Origin of the sequence: Leptospira paudalimensis (genome assembly GCF_026151345.1) — a bacterium.
Lineage (GTDB): Bacteria > Spirochaetota > Leptospiria > Leptospirales > Leptospiraceae > Leptospira_A > Leptospira_A paudalimensis.
Genome location: NZ_JAMQPR010000001.1, coordinates 2,209,172 through 2,231,227 on the forward strand (window position 1 = coordinate 2,209,172; position 22,056 = coordinate 2,231,227).

A 22,056-nucleotide genomic window follows, 5' to 3' on the forward strand; every position below is an offset into this window, starting at 1 on the left:
AAAGAAATTAGAAACGGGAACTGGATTGGAAAGAAAAAAAAGAAAATCAGGGATATTGGCCCCTCCCTGCGGGTCTCATAAGGAGAAACATCTATGAACGAATTTTAGACCTCGTTTTCCGTAAAAAGGTTTTCATTTTTTAGATCCTTTCCATTTCGAATCGTCATTTTCATACCAAAATCAAACTCAACTTTCACTTCCTTCGTTTAGTCAGAGTTTCTACTACAATCATTTCAAAAACCCGATGCCTTAATGGCATTGTTTGCACATGGGTTATTGTTAGGATCACAACTATACATCTTAAAGGTAAATGTTTGATTGGAGTTTGGTCTTTGTGAGCTCGTACCAAAATTTGTATTATTGGGAGGGGAAAATCCAAGAGAACTACAATTGGATAGAGAAAGATTCCACTTTTCTAAATCCGTATTCAAAATCCCACCAGATCCACCTTGTGGTGTATTGTAGTAGTTAGTTGGACTCACAATGATTCCAACGAGTGTGAAACTGTCATAACATTCTCCTGTAAAGGATAAGTTCACAAGGTCCGCTCTTGTGATATGGACCAAAGATCCATTATTGAATTTATCGGATACGGCTCCATTGGATGCATTATTTAATAACAAGGCAGTCATTCCATCTGTGTTTTGAACTTTCGATTGAACGCAATACATCTGTAATACGATAATTGATATAATATATAATTTTCTCATGTTAATCCTTTAATTTGATCTATAACCATACGATTCTGGAGATGTAGTGCCTGTCCAAAAATTAGCTTGCACTTGGAGGTAAATCCTTCTGTCGTCAATGAGCATTGGACTTCCTGTATTCACATCTCTATCGAGTTTGTTTGCTAGAATTTCATAATAAAGTTGTACTTTATAATGATGTTTATCACCAAATAAATTTAATCCAATCCAATAAATGCGTAAGGTTTCGTTTGGATCATGACGATTGCCATTCCGATTAAAATCACCCATCAATTGGTCATATTTGAAGATTGGCATTAGATAAAATTTGTTAGTTATTGGGATATTGTATCCAAATGTCGTATGCCAACCGATGAGACCGTTTGATGCAGGCCCACTCATTTTCGTATACGCAGTATTGAAGTAAAAACCACTCCATGTAAAGGTAGCATCATATGTATGGGCAATGAGTCCCATCTTGGTTCGTCCCGGAGTTGTACCACCATTTTGTGTATTGTATCCGAGGGTAGAACTTCCTCCATCAGCGGAAGGGTATCCATTCACTCCTTGGGGTGTAACAAATGAGATTCCACTTGTCGTTCCCGCATTGTATTCCATCGCAGATACAGCAGGTGTGACAAGGTTTTGAGTTTGTTGGAACGCTGATCCCAAAGATAATTTCATATCCCTTTGGAAAATTTCCTCTCCCTCTTGCCAATTCACTTCACGGCCATCCGATTCTCGTTTTAAACTTCCAAACACATTCCAAACTGCCCTACCATAATACATTGGGGAAATATTCACAAAACCGTAACGATTGGAAGTAGTAAGATCTTGCCTTCTTCCCGTTCCATAATCACCACCGCCACCTTTTCCATTTCCCACCATGAAGGATAGATGTAGATAACGTTCGTACTTCGGATGAATTTCCTTCAATGGAGTTGCTTGTAACATGATACCATTGTCGAATTGTGGAAGAGCCGCTGTTACCATACTCCTTTCTAGAGAGACAAGATTGGCACTTGAACCAATATATTCTCTGTTAAATGGAACATTGATTTGTCCTAACGTGATTCTACCACCAGCATATGGAAGTTTTGTATAAATGACTGCCTCTTGGATATAACCTCTGTTGTCTTTTAATCTTTCGTTGGTGACAACGTTTACACTTCCAGGTCTGCCATTGGCATCTGTATAATTGACCGTTTGTGTTGTCTGAGAGAGATCAACACGATTTAGCATATTTTCAAGTCGTAGTTGGATACTTGCACCCCACCAATCATTCTCATACATCGCACCTAACCTTAACCTTCTAAAAGCATAATCAATGGCATTAAAATCTCGATGCCCATTGGAAAGTGGAGATTGGGCAGTTCCACTCGCACCACGAAACTGAACCCTTCCTGTAATTGTAAGTTTTTCTTTACTGACATCATCGGGGCGATGGGCAAAGGCATCCGGTAACGTTGTTACATTGTGATTGGTTTTGTTTGTGCGATCATCAGGAACACTTGGGAATTTATCTATCTTAACACGATTATTCCCTGGTTTCGTAAAAATTTGTCCTGTATCCTTGTCCTCATATAACTCAGTTGCACTTTGAGATAAAACTGGTTGGAAAAGAGAAATACTACTGAATAAAAAAAATAAGATGATGTACCTTTGTGGGATACGTATCCCAAAAGGATTTTTAAAGAGATGAAACATTTAATTCTCCAAAATAAATAGAATCTAATATTGGTTAGCCCAATGAATTGGGTTACCGTTTTGGTTTTAAAGATTGTAATTAAATTAGAGAAGGTGGAGGGATGTTGTATTCGTGATAAAAACTAAATTTATGAAAATAGTACTGATTTTCAAAATGAATCCGTTTGCATTCGGTATTTGATTCGATCGCCTTGGGACAATTCAATACATAAATGTTTGACTCTACAACTGAATGACCTTCTTCTTCCTGGTCGTTTGAATCTGATTCGTTAAATAAAAACGTTTCTTCAGGATTAGAAGGAAGTTGTTTCGATGAATGGTATACCATCCCGAGGGAGGGTTCATCCAAATCTTGCCTGTATATAGATTGGTTCTCAAAGAACAGGTTCCCAGAAAATCCCGCTAATAAGAAAACAAATAGCAGGTTTCGATAGGCTGAATCAAATCTGGAACTTTCCATATTCATTTTTACAACAAATTGCATTTGTAAATGGCAATATGCTATTAATCGAATAGTATGCAGGACTATTGTTACAAATAGATTACATACGGTTTACAATTGTCTCTTATTTGCAATGGAAATGAGATGGCTCCAAACAAGAGGGAAATTCAAAATTTCAGTGAAAATGCAACAAGAACGAAATCTTCCTTTTTAGAAGTCTGAGAATCACGATATGCAAATATCGCATCCGCAGAACGTCGGTAGACATATTCCAATCGTAATAAACCAGGATTAAAACTTAGGATATCAAAGGTGGTGGTGTAACCATTACTCATAAAACCATTCCGAGTTCCTGTAGTTGCCAAAACTTGTAAAGGATCATAAAATCGTTCCACTCGAAAACTCAGTCGGTATTCAGGGGTCAGTAAAAAACTAGCCCAAATCGTTCCATGGTACCATTGGCGATATGCATTAGAAGCAGTCTCTCGGTATTCTCCTAAACTTGGATCATAAATTGCCAACCATGGGGAATATTCAAAACTTTGTTTTGCTTTCTGAGCACCAACATCAAATTGTCCAACTAACTTAAATCTGTCGGTAACGTTCCATTCAAGAATGGAATTGTTATAGTAACGCATTTGTTTTCTTTCAAAGTTAGGTGCTTCATTCCCGACAAATTGGTTCAGTGTCAAAGTAAAATACTGATTAAAAATATACTTCAACTGGCTACCAAATGATTTGTCTTTATTATTATCTGTAATGTTTTGCCAACCATTCAAGATATGTACCTGTCCACTCAACTTGTCTGTAAACTGATGTGTCAAACGAACCCCCGAGGAATAATAGGGTACATAATCTAAGGCATAAGCTCTTGTATAATTTACATTATTTTGAGAAATCCAAGATTCATATCCAATATTACCAAAAAAAATTCCCATGTCGATCCAGGTGTCTTTTCCGATTTTAAATCCTGTATATGCTTCCTGGATATTTTTAACTGAGTTTTGATTAGAATACTTTTCTGTTGTGATTTCTGCTGCATAATTAGCGTTCACCGAAGTTCCCCATTGGAAGGCAATACGTCCTCTATATTTTTTTTCTTCCACTTTGACATCGATATAGGCTAAGTTGATATTAAATTCTTCATTTCGAACGGCTTGTGTTGTATAATTTCTTTCTGTGTCTTTCGGAAGATTTCGGTTGTACAGATAATACGAATCAATAAATCCTCCGAATTGAAAGGAACTTGGAACGGTAATAGATTTTTCTTTTACATCAGTTTTGGTTTCTTCTTCATTCTCTTTGATTTCTTCTGATTGCATCGGAGATAAAAAGAGAAAAAAAGTAAAAACTACGGTAAGAAATTTTGAAAATTGATTCAGTATCCATTCATTTTCAAAATGAAAATACATTGCAAATCGTTGTAACATGATTCTTTAAAGGTATCAGAATTCATGAAACTAGACAATAGGAGAGAGATTATGATTGATGATTTGAAATTAAGAAAAGATTAAGATTTATTTACTGAGATAACAATAGCAAAAAACCAAAACATTAAAATCAAAAAATGAATCACTTGAGCCAAAGATAACCAATACCAGGAACCGTTGTGATCCACTTAGGTTGGTTGGGTGTGTCTTCTATTTTTTTACGCAATTGGGTGATGTGAACACGAAGTGAGTTCATTTCGTTTTGAGCTAGGTCTCCCCAAATGGCTTTGATGAGCATTTCATGTGTGATCGTTTTCCCAGAATTTTTCACTAGATAGGTAAGGATTTGAAATTCTGTTGGTGTTAATTTAATACTCTGATTGTTTTTGCAAACTTGGTGATTGGAAAAATCGATGATTAAGTTTTCGTTTTCCCAATTTGTGGGAGTATCCTCGACAGGCAATCGTCGAAAAGCAGTGCGTATCCTCGCAAGGAGTTCTCCCATACTAAACGGTTTTGTGATATAATCATCTGCACCTGCATCGAGTAAGGCAATTTTATCCGCTTCTGCATTCATCACAGACAAAACAATAAAGGGAACCTCTGAAAAGGTTCTAACTTCCTTGATCACTTCCAATCCGTTCCCATCAGGTAATTGTAAGTCGAGTAAAACTAACTTTGGAGAATGCAGTGCGATGGATTCAATTGTTTCTTTTTTGGATATCGCTTCGAGGATATGATAACCTTTTGCCTCAAGTGCAATTCGTAACATCTTTCGAATGGCACTATCATCATCAACCAAAAGGATCAAATCATGATTCATTGGTTTGTTTATATCTTTTTAGATAGGGATGTCAATGACAAACTTTGCCCCACCTTCCTTTCGATTTACAGCTTCAATTTGACCACCGTGTAATTCAACTATTGATTTGGTAATGGCAAGACCAAGCCCAGTTCCAATTTTACCAGACGATTCACCACGATAAAACTTCTGAAAAATACGAGAAGAATCGATCGGCAATCCATTCCCATTGTCTTCCACAACCCAAGTCATAGTATGATCATTTAATTTATGAATCGAAATCCAAATCGTTGAACCCTCTGGAGTGTACAAACATGCATTGTACAATAAGTTAAAAATTGCGTGTGAAAATAACACTCGGTCCAAGTCAATCTCGTTATCATTCTCATTTAAACTGGTAACAATGGTATGATTTGTTTTGTTTTTGCCTAAGTAAGAAATAGCATCGTGAATGATATCAGATGGATAAACCTTTTCCTTTTTTAAGGTCAAATAACCTGATTCGATTCTGCTAATATCTAATAAATTTCCTAAAAGCAAATTCAACACCAATGAACTTTCCTGGATTTCCTCAAGTAATGCCCTCCTCGCTTCCGGATTCGATTCAATGTCTGGATCTAACAGGGCTGAAGCAGAACCTCTAATCGAAGTTAAAGGAGTTTTTAATTCATGCGAAAGAGAATTAAATACCAAATTGTATAATTTTTCCGACTCTTTGATTAAATAGTTTTTTTTCGAATCTTCGGATAGTGCATCTCGATCGAGGGCTAAAGCGACTTGGTTAGCGACAGTATTTAATAAAATTTCCATTTCTAAACTTGGCTCAAAACTTGCTTTCACACTTATGACACCCGTTATACCTCCAGGTGACACTAGTGGATAAAATGTAGTATTCGAAAGTGATAATGTGTCAGTATACCGACCAGCAGGTTTTCCGTTTTTAATCGTCCAAGAGGCAACTGCTAAGTCCTTTTGGTCTACAATACTAGGAATGAATTCACCCGATTGGTAAAAATGCAATTTCACGGGGAAAGGAAAGATACGTTTAAAAAATGAGTCTCCTGTTTCAATGATTTCTTTCGATGTGGATGTTTTGGATAAATTTTGTGCTAATTCATACAAGATAGATAATTTTTCTTCACGTGACCTAAGTTTGGTTTCATTTTTTTTAAGCCTAGCGGTTAAACCGCCATTGATGAGAGCAATCAACATAAAGATGATAAACATCAATGCATCTTCTAATTTCGATATATAAAAAGTATAAATAGGGGGAATGAATAAAAAATTCCAAAAACTAGCAGATAAAATAGCTGCAAGTAATACAGGACCTCGACTGAAGAACATACCAAGCAAAGCAACATAGAATAAATACAAAATAGAAACTGTCCAATATCCTATGTAAGAAAGCATAAATAAATTTATGATCGTAACCAAGGATGTCAGAGCAAAAATAGATGCATATTGACGAAGACTCGAAGAAGGAATCAACTTTTTATAAAAATCGAGATGGAAGAAGGTCCGATCATCATGGAAAGGAATGATGATCACTTCTACATCTTTAAGTTGGTTCAAAATTTTTTCCGTGATACTTCTTTGTAAAAATGGAAAGAGTCCTCGTTTTCTCGATCCTCCAATCACCAAACGATGGATTCTTTTTTCATGTATGGCAGAAACAATTCCCACCACAGGATCAGATTCAAAGGAATGAACTACTTCAGCACCAAGTTCTTTTGCAAGTCTAATATGGGAGCGAACAGCAAATGCAGATTCAGAATTTTTCGTTTCTTCACTTTCAGAAAAGAAAGCATACAATTCGGAATTCCTTTCTAGGGACAATCGTTTTGCATTCCTTAATAAGGTTTTCGAATGAGGGCTTGCAGAGATTGCAACCATGATCCTTTCTCTACCTTGAGGCATTCTTTTTTCGACGTACTTTGCTGTATAAGTAAGTGATAACTCCCTTAGATAGGTTAAGTTTTCTTTTCGGAAAAAATTTTCTTTCGCTTGGATGATTTTCTCTGGAACATATACTCTCCCTTCTGAAAGTCTTTTCAGCAATTCGTCAGGGATAATATCAATTAACACAAGTTCGTCAGCTCTTTCTAAAATACTATCAGGAATTGTTTCTTTTACTGGACTTTGTAAAATCTTTTCAATCGAATCAACCTGGCTTTCTAAATGTTGAACATTGACAGTAGACAAAACATTGATCCCAGCATCCAATAATAGAAGGACATCTTGATAACGTTTATTGTTGAGAGAGCCTGGAATATTGGTATGTGCCAATTCATCCACTAACACATAACCTGGTTTTTCTTTTAGGATTGTTTCGACATCCATTTCCTCCCAAACTTTTCCACGATATTCAATGTTTTTGAGTGGAATCCTTTCCAATCCATCCACTAAGGCTTTTGTATCTACTCTTCCATGAGTTTCCACGATACCAATTTTAACATCTTCACCATCTTGTTTTAGATGGTGAGCTTCCGTTAACATCGCATAGGTTTTCCCTACACCTGGTGACATTCCAAAATATACTTTTAAGGTCCCAGATTTGTTTGGTTCTGACTGATTGGCTAAAGACAAAAAATCTTCGGGTCGTTTGCCTTCATTCATTTTGTTTTTGTTTCCAACTGAATTTGTTTCCAGGTTTGGTTTAATTTGGTAACATTCACTCGTGCACGCCCGATAAATCCAAATATAGGCGACTCAACATTTTTCCATACCAATGTTTCCAGGGTATCCAAATTGACCCCAGTTACTTTGCTTAGGTGGTTTGTTTGTTCTAAGGCACAATCAACTGTGATATGTGGATCCAGTCCCGATCCAGAGGTATACAATAATTCTTGGCACTTAATTGGATCAATTTCGTTTTCTAATAACTCTCTTTTTCTTTCTTCCACCAATGCCTTTAACTCGAGACTAGAAGGACTTAAATTCGATGCACCACTGGGAAACGTGGAATAGGATACAGCACTTGGTCTATACTGAAATAAATTTATGCCAGTTTCATTCCTTGCAAAAAGTTCCGTTCCTAATATTTGCCCTTCTGATTCGATCAAACTTCCTTTTGTTTGTCTAGGAAAAAGTAGATTGCCGATGCCAGTGATGGCAAGTGGATATAAAAATCCAAAGGATAAGATCGAAACAAAAAGAAATCGAATTGTGATTTCCCATTGATTTACAGATGTTTTTGTATTCATAAAATTCCTCCAGATAAAATCACATCAATCACTTTGATTCCAATAAATGGAAACACCATACCTCCACCACCATAGATCAGGAAATTCCTTAGTAATGCTTGGTCTGGAGATTTAGGAACATACTTAACACCGCGTAAAGAAAGTGGAATGAGAGCAGGGATTACCAAAGCATTAAAAATCACAGCAGAAAGAATCGCATTGTTGGGACTAGACAATTGCATGATATTTAAGGGAGCCAATGGTAAGAACAAAGCAGGAAGGATTGCAAAGTATTTGGCAACGTCATTTGCGATACTAAACGTTGTGAGTGCACCCCGTGTCATGAGTAGTTGTTTTCCAATTTCGACAATTTCAATGAGTTTACTTGGGTTACTATCTAAATCGATCATGTTTCCCGCTTCTCTTGCCGTTTGTGTCCCGGTGTTCATTGCGACTCCCACATCTGACTGAGCTAAAGCCGGCGCATCATTTGTACCATCCCCTATCATTGCCACCAAATACCCATTTGCTTGTTCTTCTCGGATACGTTTTAACTTAGCTTCAGGAGTTGCTTCTGCTATAAAATCATCGACACCTGCCTCAGCTGCAATGGCCGCGGCAGTGAGTGGGTTATCTCCAGTGATCATAACTGTGCGAATCCCCATTCTTCTTAAATAGGCAAACCTTTCCTTTAAACCACCCTTCACGATGTCTTTGAGTTCAATCACTCCTAACAATCTTTTTCCTTCGGAAACTAGGATGGGAGTACTCCCTTTTCTAGAAATTTGCTCAATCAACAAAAGATCCTTTTGCGGAACCACTCCCCCCAATGATTCGATATGTTTTTTGATAGAATCAAACGAACCTTTCCGAATGTTTCGAACTTCCAATCCCTTTTCATATACTTCCACACCACTCATCCGAGTCGAAGCAGAGAACGGAATCCACCTAACATCTAATGCATTCAATTTTCTTTCCCTGATTGCAAATTTTTGTTTGGCTAAAACTACAATTGAACGTCCTTCTGGTGTTTCATCAGATAAAGAAGAAAGTTGAGAGGCATCAGCGAGTTCCTCTTCCGAAACACCATCTGCTGGATAAAATCGATGTGCTTCCCTGTTACCGAGAGTAATGGTTCCCGTTTTGTCAAGTAACAGGACATGGATATCGCCTGCGGCTTCGACTGCTTTTCCGCTTTTGGCAATCACGTTATAACGAATGAGGCGTTCCATTCCAGAAATTCCAATCGCACTCAGTAACGCGGCGATCGTGGTTGGAATTAAACAGACAAACAAGGCAAGCCAAACAGAAAATTCAAAATTCCAATTTTGTCCAATTTGATTTCCTACAAATTTTGCGATTGGCATCAAAGTCAATACACCTAACAAAAACAAAATGGTTAATGCAAATAATAAGATTCCCAAGGCGATTTCGTTAGGTGTTTTTTGCCTAGATGCTCCTTCAATCATCGAAATCATTTTATCAATAAAACTTTCACCAGGTTTTGCCGTGATTTTGATATAAAGATAATCCGAAATCACCTTTGTTCCTCCAGTGACTGCAGAACGATCCCCTCCACTCTCTCGGATCACTGGTGCGGACTCACCCGTGACTGCCGATTCATCCACACTGGCAATTCCCAAAACCACTTCCCCATCGCCAGGAATGGTTGACCCTGCTTCCACGAAGACAATATCACCTACCTTCAATTCATTTGATGTGATCTCTGTAAAATTCTTATCTCCCGCTTGGGCCACTCGTTTTGTTACCGTTGAAGATCTTGTCTTACGAAGACTATCGGCTCTTGCCTTGCCTCGCCCTTCTGCTACACTTTCGGCGAAATTGGCAAAAAACAAAGTTAACGATAACCAGAAAAAAATTGGTAATTCATTCTTCAGGTTTAATCCAATGGCTAAAAAATATATAATTTGAAGTAACAGGAGTAAGGTCCCTACCCAAACTGTTGCCATCACTGGATTAGAAAATGCATATTTAGGTGAAAATTTTTGTAATGCTTTCCCGATGGAGGAAAAAAACAATTCCTTGGAAATAAAATAGTTAGGCTTCATATATAATTCCTCTTAATAGAAAATTCCACTTCGAATCAGTAACTCTTCCAAAATCGGACCAAGAGCCAATACTGGAAAAAAAGACAATCCACAAACAATCACAATCACACTGAAACTTAGAACCCCAAACAAAACGGTATCCAAACGAAAGTTTCCTTCTGAAGATTTTGTTGTAATTTTACTTCCTAAACTTGCTGCAACAACTATGACTGCATAAATCACACTAAATCGTCCAACTAACATACAGAAGCCTAGAGATAAATTTCCCCACAAGGTATCTGCTCCAAATCCAGCAAATGCAGAGCCATTATTGCCAGACGCAGAACTAAATGCGTAGAGGATCTGTGAAAGTGCATGTGGTCCTTTTGCAGCATAACCAGAGTTTAAAAAAATGGTAATGGTAGTTCCGATCAAAATACAAACGGTTGGTGTTAGGATTCCAAACAAAGTCCATTTGATTTCATAACTTCCAATTTTTTTCCCAAAATATTCGGGGGTTCTTCCTGTCATAAGTCCTGACAAGAATACGGTAAGGATCAGGAAAAGAATCATTCCATACATCCCTGCTCCAACTCCACCAAAAATGATTTCACCTAACATAATCTGGAAAATTCCAATTCCACCAGCTAACGGAGAATAACTATCATGCATAGAATTGACAGAACCGTTTGATGCTGCAGTCGTAACTGACAACCACAAAGTTGATTCCGTTAACGAAAACCGAGTTTCCTTTCCTTCCCAAAATCCTAGATGATTCCATTCCGAAAAAAATACGGCAAAAAAGCCGAAGACAAGCAAACTTAACATAATGAAAAAAACAACCCATGCATGTCGGAAGGAATTGGTAATCTTTCCATACAAAAATACACAGGAAGCAGGGATAAAGAGAATCGAAAACATTTCGATAAAATTAGAAATTGGCGTAGGATTTTCAAAGGGATGAGCGCTATTCACTCCAAAATATCCCCCACCATTGGTTCCCAGTTGTTTGATCGCAATTTGAGATGCAGCAGGGCCAAGTGGGATAAGTTGATTTTCTGTTCCTAATAAAGATAGAGGTTCATTCCAAGTTTGGATCACACCTTGGGAAATTAAAAGAATGGCAACAAGGATCGATATAGGTAATAAGATATAAAACGTGGAACGAAACAGATCTTGCCAAAAATTTCCAAACTTTTGTTCAGAGGAGGAGACAATGGCTCGACTCACAAACGTTAGTACCGAAATCCCCACTCCTGCACTTAAAAAATTTTGAGGTGTAAGCCCTACCATTTGGGAAAAATAACTGAGTTGGCTTTCACCAGAATAGGCCTGCCAATTGGTATTGGTAATAAAAGAGATCGTGGTATTGAGAGCTAAGTCCCAATCCATGCCTTCGATTTTTTTCGCATTGAGAGGTAAAACATTCTGGTATCGTAAAACCAAAAAAAGAATTCCGCCACCCAAGAGATGGAACCAAAACATACTATGTAAGTATTGTTTTGCACTTTGGCTCGTTGGTTCACCAGAATAAAGGAAATGGTTAAAAATTGTTTCCCCTGGCAAAATTTTTGCATTCAAAATGAATGCCATGTAATAACCGAAAAATGGTGATACTAAAATCAGTAACCCAATGAAAAATGGAAAATAGAGTAATTCAACCATAGCTTCATGGTCGCATAAAATTCAGTTTTGGTAAAGTGTTGGGAACTTAAGAAGCTAACAGATGGTATTAAGATTGTATTAAGATTAAAAGATCTTACTTCATTTCCAAAACGGAAAATAAACCACAATCCCCCAAATCAGATGGAGTAAAATGAAAAATAAAAACGAAAATATACCCTTTGTTTCAAACTCTGAATCCAATCGATCTTTCCAAATGATAAAGATAGAATCTTGATTCAACTTTGCCTCTTTCGTTTCCCAGATCGTTTCTTTTAACAAAACTCCTCCCGAAAATAAACTAGAGACTGAACAGTTTCCATTTTCTTTCGAATAACACAAAGCATAGATGGGCAATTTTGTTTCCTTTCCTGAAACTGCACGAATCCTTTTGTAATGGAATGTAATCATTGGACCATAAACAACACTACCTGATCTACGTCTAACAAGTAAGTGAGATCGAAACGAACCTGAATCAGAATCATCTAAGTAAAATTCCCGCAAATACAAATATCGATTCCCCATTGCTAAATGAGACTCTTCTGGTAAAACATCAAATTGGGAAGTGAGGCCTAACTTGTAACCAATGGCATCCCCTAAAAACAAAAGAACATTCCCTCCTGCGAGTAATGACAAAAAAACAGCAAAAAGGATTTTATACCCACTTGATTTGATGAAGTGAATTCCTAAAAAAACCAAAGGCAAAAAGAAGATGAGTAAGATCCAAATGGAATTTGAAAGTGGCCAATAAACACCAAACGGTAGTAATACGACACTGAATCCAAATATAAATGCCAAACCTAACCATAGTTGAAAGAATAACGGAGGAGCCCCATCACTAGGTTCTGGTTTTTTCCGATTTTTATTTTCAACAAAAGAAACAAACATATTGATTCCTAATCGATTTTAATCTTTCACAAGAAAACTACTTCGAACTGTATTCCAATACTCATCTGCTTTCTTTTTTTCTCGTTTTGGATAGGATAATGCTAAAAAATAACCTCTCGGAGCGTTGTATAAATAATATTCTTTCATTTCCATTTCGATTCGGTTCCCGATATCATCTACTTCAACCCATTCACTCAAATAAACATTGTCTTTTTCTGAACGTTTGAATTGCAGTTTTCGCATTTGGCTTTTGTTTAAGGAACGAAGAGAGTCCCAAAATACAAAATAATTTTTAGTATTCCGTAGAGGTCTTACTTTATCAAAACTAGAACCAATTGACAAAATGATTTTTGGTATTGTTTTCTTTTTTTTACCTGAGACTTGCAAAAGAAAAGCTTCTTCCCATTCTGTTTGTCCTTCAGGAAGGTAATTGGATAAAAACTCAACAAACCGTACGATCCTATAAATACTATCTCGATTTTCACCATAAATCCCAAGTCGATTTCCGTATAGACCTTCGTAACGTAGAGTCGATGGGATTTTCAATCGATAACGAAACGATTCAGATTCCAGATACAAATAATCTCGTAAAGAAACTTCATCCACATAACATCCATAAGGATCACTTACCAAATCTAATGGAATGGTTTGGTCTGACCATTCATTGGCCGCTCGATTCGTAATTTCATTCGAACGAATCAACCATTCAGGAAAAAAACCTGAATCTTTTTCTTTTTTTAATCGGTAACAGAGGTGGATCCCCTTTCCAAGGAATACGACATCCTTTTCCTTTCTTACTTCATACAAAACTTCCAATTCTTTTGCTGCGATGTCTGCTTCTGTTTGGAGTGGAAATTCTTTATAATATTCATCATCGATGAGAAACCTAATTTTTCCTGATGGAGACACTAGGTAATTCCTACCAAAACGATCTTTCTTTTTTATAGAGGTTTGTTTGTTTTTAAACTCGCTTAAAAATCGATGGTAACTTCTCGATTCTTCCTCTTCTGCATCTGGGATCCAAGGTTTTTGGAGAAGAGGATCAACAATGACACTCGGTTGGTTTTGTGAATGTAGGTATGTGTTCCCGAAACCCAAAAGGATCGTAAGTGAAACAAAACAAAAAGTCCAATTCCAATGTAAAAAGGAGAGAGAATATTTCTCTCTAGACATCACTTACACCTGGAATTTGGATTGGATAAAATTGAGAGCCATAGTAAAAATCTTCGAAAATTCTTTTTTATGCACATCACCATTCACTCGCGACAAAATTCCTCGTAACAAGGTTTGTACTTGTTGGTAGTTAGGAACTTCATAAAATGATTTTTGGATATGAGGCCATGCCATTTTGACGATCTGCATAAACTCAGGACTTCCCTTTTTGAACTCCTGAATCATTCTATCTAACGTAAGTTTTACGATCTGGAAATTTTTGATTTTTTTAACGATCCCTTTAAGGACATCAGGTTTTAATTCTGATTTTGAGCTCATCATTTGGAAAAGTGTATTCCAATCAACAACCTCATTTTTTTGTTCTTTTAAAACTTGGGTACGTAATGATACAACTGCTTTATCAAACTCTGATAGAGTTCTTAACCAATTTTGGTAACCTACTTGGTCGCCTTTGGTTTGGTAGGTGGTGATGGTTTGCACCAAGTCCATAAATTCTTTAACAGAATAATTCCCTAATCGCACCATATTTAAGTCAACTTGTGGAGGAGCTGGTGTCTCTTCCTCGTAATCAATTCCTAAATCATCAGAAAAATCATCGTGGTCTTCGGAACTACCGTCGTTTGCTTTGTCAGATGGAGAGTCAGAAGAATCATCAAACTCAAGATCTTCAATTTCGTATTCTTCATTAGTTTTGGCTGAATTGCCATTTGAATTCGTTTCTAAGTGAGGAGTGTCTGTTACTTCAGGACCGATTTTTACTTCTAACCTTTCGCCCGTTAGAAGATCGCTGAAGGTTTCGGTTATTTCCTGTAAGATGGATTTTTCTTTTTCAGGAATCAATGATTGTTTTTTTACGATTGGAGTGGGAGGTGCATTGGCAACAGCAAGTGCTTCCGTTAATGACACTGGTTCTTTTTCAGATTCCGAACCAGATGGAATCGATAATGCCGCTTTTGCAGAAGCAGCCATGAGGCCTTGTGGTTCGATGATCTCACCTGTAAGAGGATTTTCGAGAACCATTAAAATCCCTTTTTGAGCAAAAACAAAATCAGCAGGATGAGTAAAATGTAATCCTTCTACAATTTCTTCGGCAATGGATGAAAAACTAGGAACTGGAGCATTTTTCATTTTTTCCAATTCTTGGGTTTTCAGTTTTTCTTGGACTTTGTTAAGGACTTCGATAAAATTGGAATTGAGATACGCAGATACTTCTTCTTTTGAAACACCTAACAATGTCGCAAACTGTGGGAGGTGCTCAAAAAATTGATCCGTTTTTTTGATGTTCCCTGTCATGTATGATTTGATTTGTTTTGCGACTTCTTCCACTTTTGTGGGATCCATCTTTTTGGCTTTTAAGAGGCGTTTGAAAATATCAATATGGGCATGGAAATAGGACAAAAATTCCCCATAAGCGGTGAATTCATATTCCCCTTGTCCTTTTTTCTCTAAGACTTTTTTGCTAGTTTCTGCCATAATGGAACCTCATCCAAAACATAGGAAAAGAAACAAGGGTCAAGATTTTTACGAACCGATTGACGAAATGCTAGCAGAGAGGAGTCTATACGATATGAAACGTTTTTTTTTACTAGTGACACTTGGATTTGTCGTGTTCTTTTCTACATCTTGCCAAAAACGACAAGATAAAACATTGGAGAGAAACTTATTCACATTCATCGTTTCCTGCACTGGGGGCAGCCTTACTGCATGTAATGCTGATTGTGCAGCAAAATACCCAAACATCACAGGTGACAATTATCCGACTGCTTCTACCTGCTTCAGCAATTGTTCTACCAACTGTAGTTTGTCAGCAACCTTACTCCTCTTAACCAACAAATAAGCCGGCTTTACGTTCCATAGACCAAAAAACTTGCGGCAACAATTCCGCAAGTTTCCGTTCTCAGCACACCACCAGGTAAAGTCAGTTTTGGAATCTGATTCCTTTGCATCCAATTTTCTTCTTCCTCATGGAAACCACCTTCCGGCCCGATGACTGGAATTTTATCAGACAAACTGGACAATTCGAACGGTTTTTGTCCAAAAGGATGGAACACCACCAAACTTTCCTTATGTGTTTCCATCCAATCCTTAGCCGATTCAATCGATAGTTTTAAGATTTCAGTCTGTTTAGATTGAGCAGCTGCTTCCTTCACAATCTTTTCTGCACGTTCCAAGTTAAATTCCTTTCGGATCGAATGGCGAAACACTAAAAATACCACTTCATTCAGTCCAATCTCAGTCACCTTCTGTAAGAAAAAATCCAAACGATTCCCTTTTGGCAAAGCGATGGCAATTTTTTTTCGATTGGCTTTTGGAGGAACAATTGTTTCTTTTTGGAACTTCAGTTCCTTCGAATGGGGAGTGAGTAGGTAATCATACAACCCACCTTCTCCATCTCGAATCTGAATGATGGTAGTTTCATTTCCTAAACGAAGGGCACGAAGGTGATTCACTTCTTCCTTCGTTAATTGGATCATGTCTTTTTTTTGGAATGGAGTGCGAAATAGGATGAGTCCCGGTTCCAATGATTATCTACTCAAGTTGTCAACATTAAAGAGAGACGCGTCTGGGTTTACAGTTTTGTCCACTTCTTGGATTTCCCAAACGGTGATACTACCTGTATTCAAATCTAACATTTCCAAACGAGAAGCTTTTTGAACGTCTTCCACTTTTCCCGTTGCATCTTTGATTTTGACAGGTCCATATTTTAAGTTTAATGTTTTGAATAAAATACCATCTCGGTCATGAAAGTCAACGCGGTAAGGTTTTAAATCCTTTTTGCCAACGAGTAACACCAGTTTTTTGTAGAAATATGGTAGAATTGGTTTGAGAGAAACTCTGTAATACATCTCTCCACCAATTTCCAAATCACCATTGACTAGTGGGTTATAATTTGCCTGATACGAATAACCAGACAGATCCACATAAAAAAATCCAGTCCCCATGAGGGATTCGTACTTTTCGTCATCTGTTTTGCGAAACAGTTTGGCACTGAGGACGTTGAAGAAAAATACATTTTCCCCTTCATCCTTTGTTAGCAGTTTGGATTCGAGGCCTCGCCCTTTTCTATCAAAAAGAAGCAAAGCATCTTCCCCGTTAAAAAATCGATTGATTCTCCATGTTTCCGATGTTCCGTTCCTACGAATGAGAACATAGGTTCCTTTCACAAGGCCCTTTCCATAATCCATTTCTCGGTCAAGCCTTGCTAGTAATTCTTGAGCCGATAAACTAGTGTCAGGTGCTTGGGCCTCGAGAGATACAAAAGAAATCAAAAAAAATAAATTCCAAAGTTTTCGCATGTGATTTCTTTATTCAGCTCTCATTGAAGGTTTTGTATAGGAATACAATCCATGCACACTTCCTTGTGCTTGGGCTGATTCTGTCCTACGTTCAAAACGAAGTTGTCCTGCCCGTAACGCTTTATGAAGATCAGGAATATTTCGGTAACCCATATCTTGGAAACTTTGTCTGAGACCTTGTACGAGGTAAGGGATGAGATTTAAAACAGAACCTTTATCCACAACATAACCAGAAACACCTTGTGCTACTTTGATTTTTTGGGATTCAGAGAAATACCGTTTGTCTCCACCTTTGTTCATCGCTTCTAAACTTGCCATTCCTCTGTATTTCTTTAGACGAATGCCATTTTCATAAAAATACTCACCTGGTGCTTCTTTTGTTCCAGCAAACATAGAACCCATCATACACATAGAGGCACCAATCGCGAGTGCATTGGCAATATCACCGATATTTGAAATCCCTCCATCGGCGATCACCGGAACTCCGTGAGCTTGTGCATACTCTGCTGTTTTGAATACTGCAGTTGCTTGTGCACGTCCCACAGCCATAGTGTCTTGGGTGATACAAATAGAACCAGGTCCCATACCAATCCGAAGGCCATCTGCTCCAGCCGCGATAAGGTTTGCCGCTTGTGCTTTTGTGACAACGTTTCCACCAATCACATCTGTATGAGGAAAATTGGATTTAATCCATTGGATCATTTCCATTTGGTAACTTGAGTTTCCTTGTGCAGAATCTATGATGATTGCATCCACTCCCACTTCTGCAAGAGCCGCCATTCTATCACGTGACTCAGGTAAGGTGGAGAGTGCAGCACCCACTCTTAATCTTTTTTGGTCGTCTTTTGAAGATTGAGGGAATTCTTTATTTTTTTTCAAGTCACTACGACAAATAAGAGCAACAAGTTTTCCTTGTTTGTCTACAATTGGGAGTTTTCCTTTTTTGCTTGTACGAAGGATGTCATTAGCTTCCCGTAAACTGATTCCCACATTTGCTGTGATGAGCTCAGTCGTCATTACCTTCCCTAACTTGATGTCACGATCTCTTTCAAAATCAACATCTCGGTTGGTAACAATACCAACTAACTTGGTTCTTGCGGTGCCATCTTCCGTAATTGGGATCCCACTGAATCCATATTTTTCTTTTACGGCATCTAAATCAGCAAGTGTGTGTTCAGGAGAGAGTAAAATTGGATCTTTGATAAAACCATTTTCAAAACGTTTTACCTTTCGCACTAACTCCACTTGTTCTTCAATTGTATTATTATAATGAATGATTCCAATTCCACCCATGAGTGCCTGTGCAATTGCCATTTCAGACTCAGTGACAGTGTCCATAGGAGAACTCATAAGAGGTCTTTTGAGTGTAATATTTTTAGAAAGTTTTGTTTCGAGATCAACATCGCTTGGATTGAAGTCTATATATCCAGGTAGTACTAAAAAATCTCGATACGTGAGTCCCATGTTGACCGAGAAGAGCTCTTGTCCACTGACTCCATCGAGAAGCTCAGATCCTGGTAGGGGGTGATTTGACATAATTATCCTTCCTTTTTCTACTTTAGGTAAGAAAACTCTAAGTGCAAGAGAATTTCAGGAGAAAATTGACCGATAATAGTGAGTACCACGACCTTTTATGGAAACAGTAGAAAGAAACAAACGTTCCTTGGATGTTTTTTCCGACACGGAAAAAAAACTGCATGTTTTGACCAAATTTCTATTAAATCAGGAATTAAACCTGAAAGACGATATCCATTCGGGAGAAATTTGTTACCTCAAAAAAGTGTCTCAAGACGGGAACAAAGTTCTCGTGGGTGTAAGGCCAACCATCACCCTTTCCGTGGGCCAAAAAATCACTCTCTACAAAATCCTTGGCCGTTACCTGCATTTAGAATGCACTGTGGAACAAGATAAAGGTGAATCTCAATACATCTTACATTTGAATAAAATTGCCATTGCTAAAAAGGACAGAGAAAGTTCAAGGATCCCCGTCCCTCCTGGGTCAGCTTGGATTACCAATGTGGTTTCCAGTAAGGCAAAAATTGAAACCGATATGTTTCATGTTCCGACGGCAGTGAAAGTCAACTTCCAAGACTATGAAACCAAACTGAAAAATTCAGTGGATTTCATCAAAATTTCAACTTTTAATTCCCGTGAAGATGGCGAAATCATACGCCTGATCAAAAAAACAAAAAAAGGATTACTTCTCGAGGATGTCAATAATAGGGAATGTTATGAAACTTCACCTAACGAAGATTTTATCGTTTTTGCTGACGAAATTGAAGAAGATATCAATAAAGAAATCAACAATCGTCGTAATTTAAAAATCAAATCGGAACTCATCCTACCTATTTTGTATTTAAACGATGAGGAAGAATCCATCCCGATTGGATACATCCACATGCAAAGTAAAACAGAGAACTTTGATCTCTTAAAAGCAATGGAGATGAAAACTTTATGTTTTGAAATGGTGGATCGAATTCGTCATTCCAATATGATTAAATCAGATGGTAAATTCCCAGTGATTGATATTTCAGAAGGTGGATTAAAAGTAATAGTAGATCATCCTGATCTCATCCAAAGCCTTCCGAAACTCACTGGATTTCAGTTTGATATATTTTTTAAGATGCAATCCCCTCTCACTGCTTTCGGTCAGATCAAAACGATCACGAAAAATGAGGAAGGCCACCTAACTGTTGGACTTGCGATCGCAGGGCATTCCTCAAGAGCAGGTGAAAAAAAACGATTCTTAGAAAACGTAGAATTTTTCCGAAAACAACTCCAAAAAAACTAAGCACTTGCTATTGCATAATAGGATCGGTCTATAATTCTCCGTATCCCAATACTTCCATAGACCATTTTTCTTCCCAGTTTCGACTTGTGAATGTGATTGTCTCTGGATCCATATGTTTTAACAATTCCCAATCTTTTGTTGTGATGGTATCACCACTAACCAAATAAAAAAACGAATCATCAGGATCTAATTTGGAAATGGTTTCAGGAAAAATGGTTTCATACACCAAAAAGGATTCTTCTCCCGTGAGTGAATCCCTCCAATTTCTGAGTGATTCTTTTCCTTGTGGGATCACAAAAACCAATCGGTGTTGTAAATTTTCACCTCGGTATTCTAAGGTTTTTGCCAAATACGAATTTCGTTTGGAATGGAGTAAGTTCTCTAAAGTTGAGATTTCATTTGGTTTTGGAACTTCTAATAACGGAATCACAAAATCAATGGTGCAAAATGGCTCTGCGACTATTTTTTTTTCGATGACCGACATAATTTCCATTCGATCTTTCGAAAGGGAATCGGTATGGAACCAAAGACTTTGGTGCCTTGATCCACGTTCTATCGTTTCTAAAAAATCCAAATTTGATTGTTTTTTATCTTTCGGATACCAATCAAATCGATCCTTTTTGTTAGGTGCCACATCACACAAGAATGGCCTCGGAAATTCATCTAACCTTCGTTCCAATAAATCTTCAGCAAAATACACAGAATCACGTAGTGCCTCAGGGCTAAATGTAGGTGTTTGGATGATTCGGTAAGGAGGTGTTGGCATATAAACAAGACCTTCTCTAATTGCATCTTTACGCATACTTGTGCCTGGCAAAACAGAAAGTGGAAATGCTTGCACCCATTCACCTAATCCATGTTCTAAGAAAAAATGAATCCCTCTTTCGACATCGTCGGGAGTGTCACCAGGAAGACCAATGATCAAATCAAGTAAGAGGTCAATCCCTTCCCCAGCCAACATTTTCGCCACTTCTGCAACTTTATGAGGGCTACCGTAACGTTTTACACGTTTTAGTGTTTCTTCATTCACAGATTGTAATCCAAGTTCAATTCGATTGAACCCAGCTTTTCTCAGTTTGGTGGCAAGTTTCGGAGTCACTCCCTCTGATCGAAGTTCTGCAAACATGGTCATTTGGCCATCGGAGTTCACTTCTGCAATTGCATCCAAAAAAGAATCAAAACCAGGTCTATGATTGAATGTTGGATCTAAAAACACAAGTTCTCGAGCTCCCTTCTCTTTCAAGTTGGATATCAATTGGATCGTTTCTCTGATATCAAGTGTACGAAGGTTTTGGGATGATTTTGGATAAAAACAATATGTACATTGTGACTTACAACCTCTCACTGTTTCTAAATAAGTGGACCGTTTTGGATTCACGAGTAAATGACCAGTTGTATAGGGTGATGGAAAATCCGTTAATGGAAAGTTAGCTGGTGATGGAGTTCCAAATGGACTTAAAAAACCATCTTTTTTTCGATAGGCAACATTTTCTACATTCTCTAGCGATTCCTTGTTTAACAAAGCTTTCATTAAACTGCGAAAATTATGTTCTGCCTCTCCTGAAACTGCAATATCATATCCGTCTTCACCAAGTACATAAGGGTTGTCTTCATTGACTTCTGGTCCACCGATTAGGATTTGGATCTCTGGATTTCTCTTTTTAACTTCTTTGGCGATATAAAGGCTTCGTTCCGTGTTCCATAAATACAAAGAGAGTCCCAAAAAATCAGGGCCTTCCTTGCAGATTCGGTCAATTAAGTCTTTATCCCCTAAAGAGTCGGTGTCTTCAGGCGAAATAACGGATGGGACAATCCCTTGGATCGGATCTTCTTTGGATTCTAGGCAACTTGCCAAACTAGCAGCTGCTAGGGGAACATTTCCTGTGGCCGCAAAATAACTCGGCGGAGGAACGGGTAACTGCAAAAACTGGATTTTTGCCATATCT

The 22,056-nt window shown here is 37.8% G+C and carries 18 protein-coding genes; 2 read left to right on the top strand and 16 right to left on the bottom strand.

What is annotated here, in order from left to right:
- Positions 1-233: 233 nt before the first annotated feature.
- The 12 genes from ND855_RS10315 to ND855_RS10370 form a co-directional block, all read right to left on the bottom strand.
- The gene (locus ND855_RS10315; RefSeq protein WP_265358262.1) at positions 234-710 is read right to left on the bottom strand and encodes an LA_3150 family lipoprotein; all 477 of its coding nucleotides are present in this window, start codon (positions 708-710) and stop codon (positions 234-236) included.
- Between the two features lie 9 nt (positions 711-719).
- Positions 720-2,396 (bottom strand): hypothetical protein, encoded by a 1,677-nt coding sequence (locus ND855_RS10320; protein ID WP_265358263.1) that lies wholly within the window; start codon positions 2,394-2,396, stop codon positions 720-722.
- Positions 2,397-2,475: 79 nt separating this feature from the next.
- Complete coding sequence (locus tag ND855_RS10325) at positions 2,476-2,856, bottom strand: hypothetical protein (protein WP_265358264.1); 381 nt, start codon at positions 2,854-2,856, stop codon at positions 2,476-2,478.
- Between the two features lie 149 nt (positions 2,857-3,005).
- Positions 3,006-4,268 (bottom strand): porin, encoded by a 1,263-nt coding sequence (locus ND855_RS10330; protein WP_407658711.1) that lies wholly within the window; start codon positions 4,266-4,268, stop codon positions 3,006-3,008.
- A 142-nt stretch (positions 4,269-4,410) separates the two neighbouring features.
- Positions 4,411-5,091, bottom strand: a complete 681-nt coding sequence (locus tag ND855_RS10335; RefSeq protein ID WP_265358265.1) for a response regulator transcription factor — start codon at positions 5,089-5,091, stop codon at positions 4,411-4,413.
- A gap of 18 nt (positions 5,092-5,109) precedes the next feature.
- Positions 5,110-7,686 carry a sensor histidine kinase gene (locus ND855_RS10340; RefSeq protein WP_265358266.1) on the bottom strand — a complete coding sequence of 859 codons (2,577 nt, stop codon included), beginning with the start codon at positions 7,684-7,686 and terminating at the stop codon, positions 5,110-5,112.
- Positions 7,683-8,273 carry a potassium-transporting ATPase subunit C gene (locus ND855_RS10345; RefSeq protein WP_265358267.1) on the bottom strand — a complete coding sequence of 197 codons (591 nt, stop codon included), beginning with the start codon at positions 8,271-8,273 and terminating at the stop codon, positions 7,683-7,685. Before ND855_RS10345 ends, ND855_RS10340 begins: the two co-directional genes overlap by 4 nt.
- Positions 8,270-10,321: a potassium-transporting ATPase subunit KdpB gene (gene kdpB, locus ND855_RS10350; RefSeq protein ID WP_265358268.1), complete on the bottom strand. Its 2,052-nt coding sequence runs from the start codon at positions 10,319-10,321 to the stop codon at positions 8,270-8,272. Before kdpB ends, ND855_RS10345 begins: the two co-directional genes overlap by 4 nt.
- A gap of 12 nt (positions 10,322-10,333) precedes the next feature.
- Entirely contained in the window at positions 10,334-11,965 is a 1,632-nt protein-coding gene (gene kdpA, locus ND855_RS10355) for a potassium-transporting ATPase subunit KdpA (RefSeq protein WP_265358269.1), read from the bottom strand.
- Between the two features lie 99 nt (positions 11,966-12,064).
- Positions 12,065-12,850: a hypothetical protein gene (locus ND855_RS10360; RefSeq protein ID WP_265358270.1), complete on the bottom strand. Its 786-nt coding sequence runs from the start codon at positions 12,848-12,850 to the stop codon at positions 12,065-12,067.
- Between the two features lie 18 nt (positions 12,851-12,868).
- Complete coding sequence (locus ND855_RS10365) at positions 12,869-14,023, bottom strand: LIC10775 family protein (protein WP_265358271.1); 1,155 nt, start codon at positions 14,021-14,023, stop codon at positions 12,869-12,871.
- A 3-nt stretch (positions 14,024-14,026) separates the two neighbouring features.
- Positions 14,027-15,496 carry a hypothetical protein gene (locus ND855_RS10370; RefSeq protein WP_265358272.1) on the bottom strand — a complete coding sequence of 490 codons (1,470 nt, stop codon included), beginning with the start codon at positions 15,494-15,496 and terminating at the stop codon, positions 14,027-14,029.
- A gap of 94 nt (positions 15,497-15,590) precedes the next feature.
- Between ND855_RS10370 and ND855_RS10375 the strand changes: the two genes are divergently transcribed.
- Positions 15,591-15,860: a hypothetical protein gene (locus ND855_RS10375; protein WP_207762665.1), complete on the top strand. Its 270-nt coding sequence runs from the start codon at positions 15,591-15,593 to the stop codon at positions 15,858-15,860.
- A 7-nt stretch (positions 15,861-15,867) separates the two neighbouring features.
- Here ND855_RS10375 and ND855_RS10380 read toward each other — a convergent pair whose 3' ends face one another.
- From ND855_RS10380 to guaB, 3 genes are read right to left on the bottom strand one after another with little or no spacing between them, the layout of a single operon-like run.
- A complete protein-coding gene (locus tag ND855_RS10380; protein WP_265358273.1) occupies positions 15,868-16,545 on the bottom strand; it encodes a 16S rRNA (uracil(1498)-N(3))-methyltransferase in 678 nt (225 codons plus the stop codon).
- A gap of 3 nt (positions 16,546-16,548) precedes the next feature.
- On the bottom strand, positions 16,549-17,319 hold the full coding sequence (locus ND855_RS10385) for an outer membrane lipoprotein-sorting protein (protein WP_265358274.1): 771 nt from the start codon (positions 17,317-17,319) through the stop codon (positions 16,549-16,551).
- 9 nt (positions 17,320-17,328) lie between these two features.
- A complete protein-coding gene (gene guaB, locus ND855_RS10390) occupies positions 17,329-18,855 on the bottom strand; it encodes an IMP dehydrogenase (RefSeq protein WP_265358275.1) in 1,527 nt (508 codons plus the stop codon).
- Between the two features lie 97 nt (positions 18,856-18,952).
- Here guaB and ND855_RS10395 point away from each other — a divergent pair, with 97 nt between their 5' ends.
- Positions 18,953-20,110, top strand: coding sequence for a DUF1577 domain-containing protein (locus ND855_RS10395; protein ID WP_265358276.1), 1,158 nt, complete (start codon positions 18,953-18,955; stop codon positions 20,108-20,110).
- Between the two features lie 28 nt (positions 20,111-20,138).
- Here the strand turns inward: ND855_RS10395 and ND855_RS10400 are convergent, their stop codons facing one another.
- Positions 20,139-22,052 carry a B12-binding domain-containing radical SAM protein gene (locus tag ND855_RS10400; protein ID WP_265358277.1) on the bottom strand — a complete coding sequence of 638 codons (1,914 nt, stop codon included), beginning with the start codon at positions 22,050-22,052 and terminating at the stop codon, positions 20,139-20,141.
- Positions 22,053-22,056 lie beyond the last annotated feature (4 nt).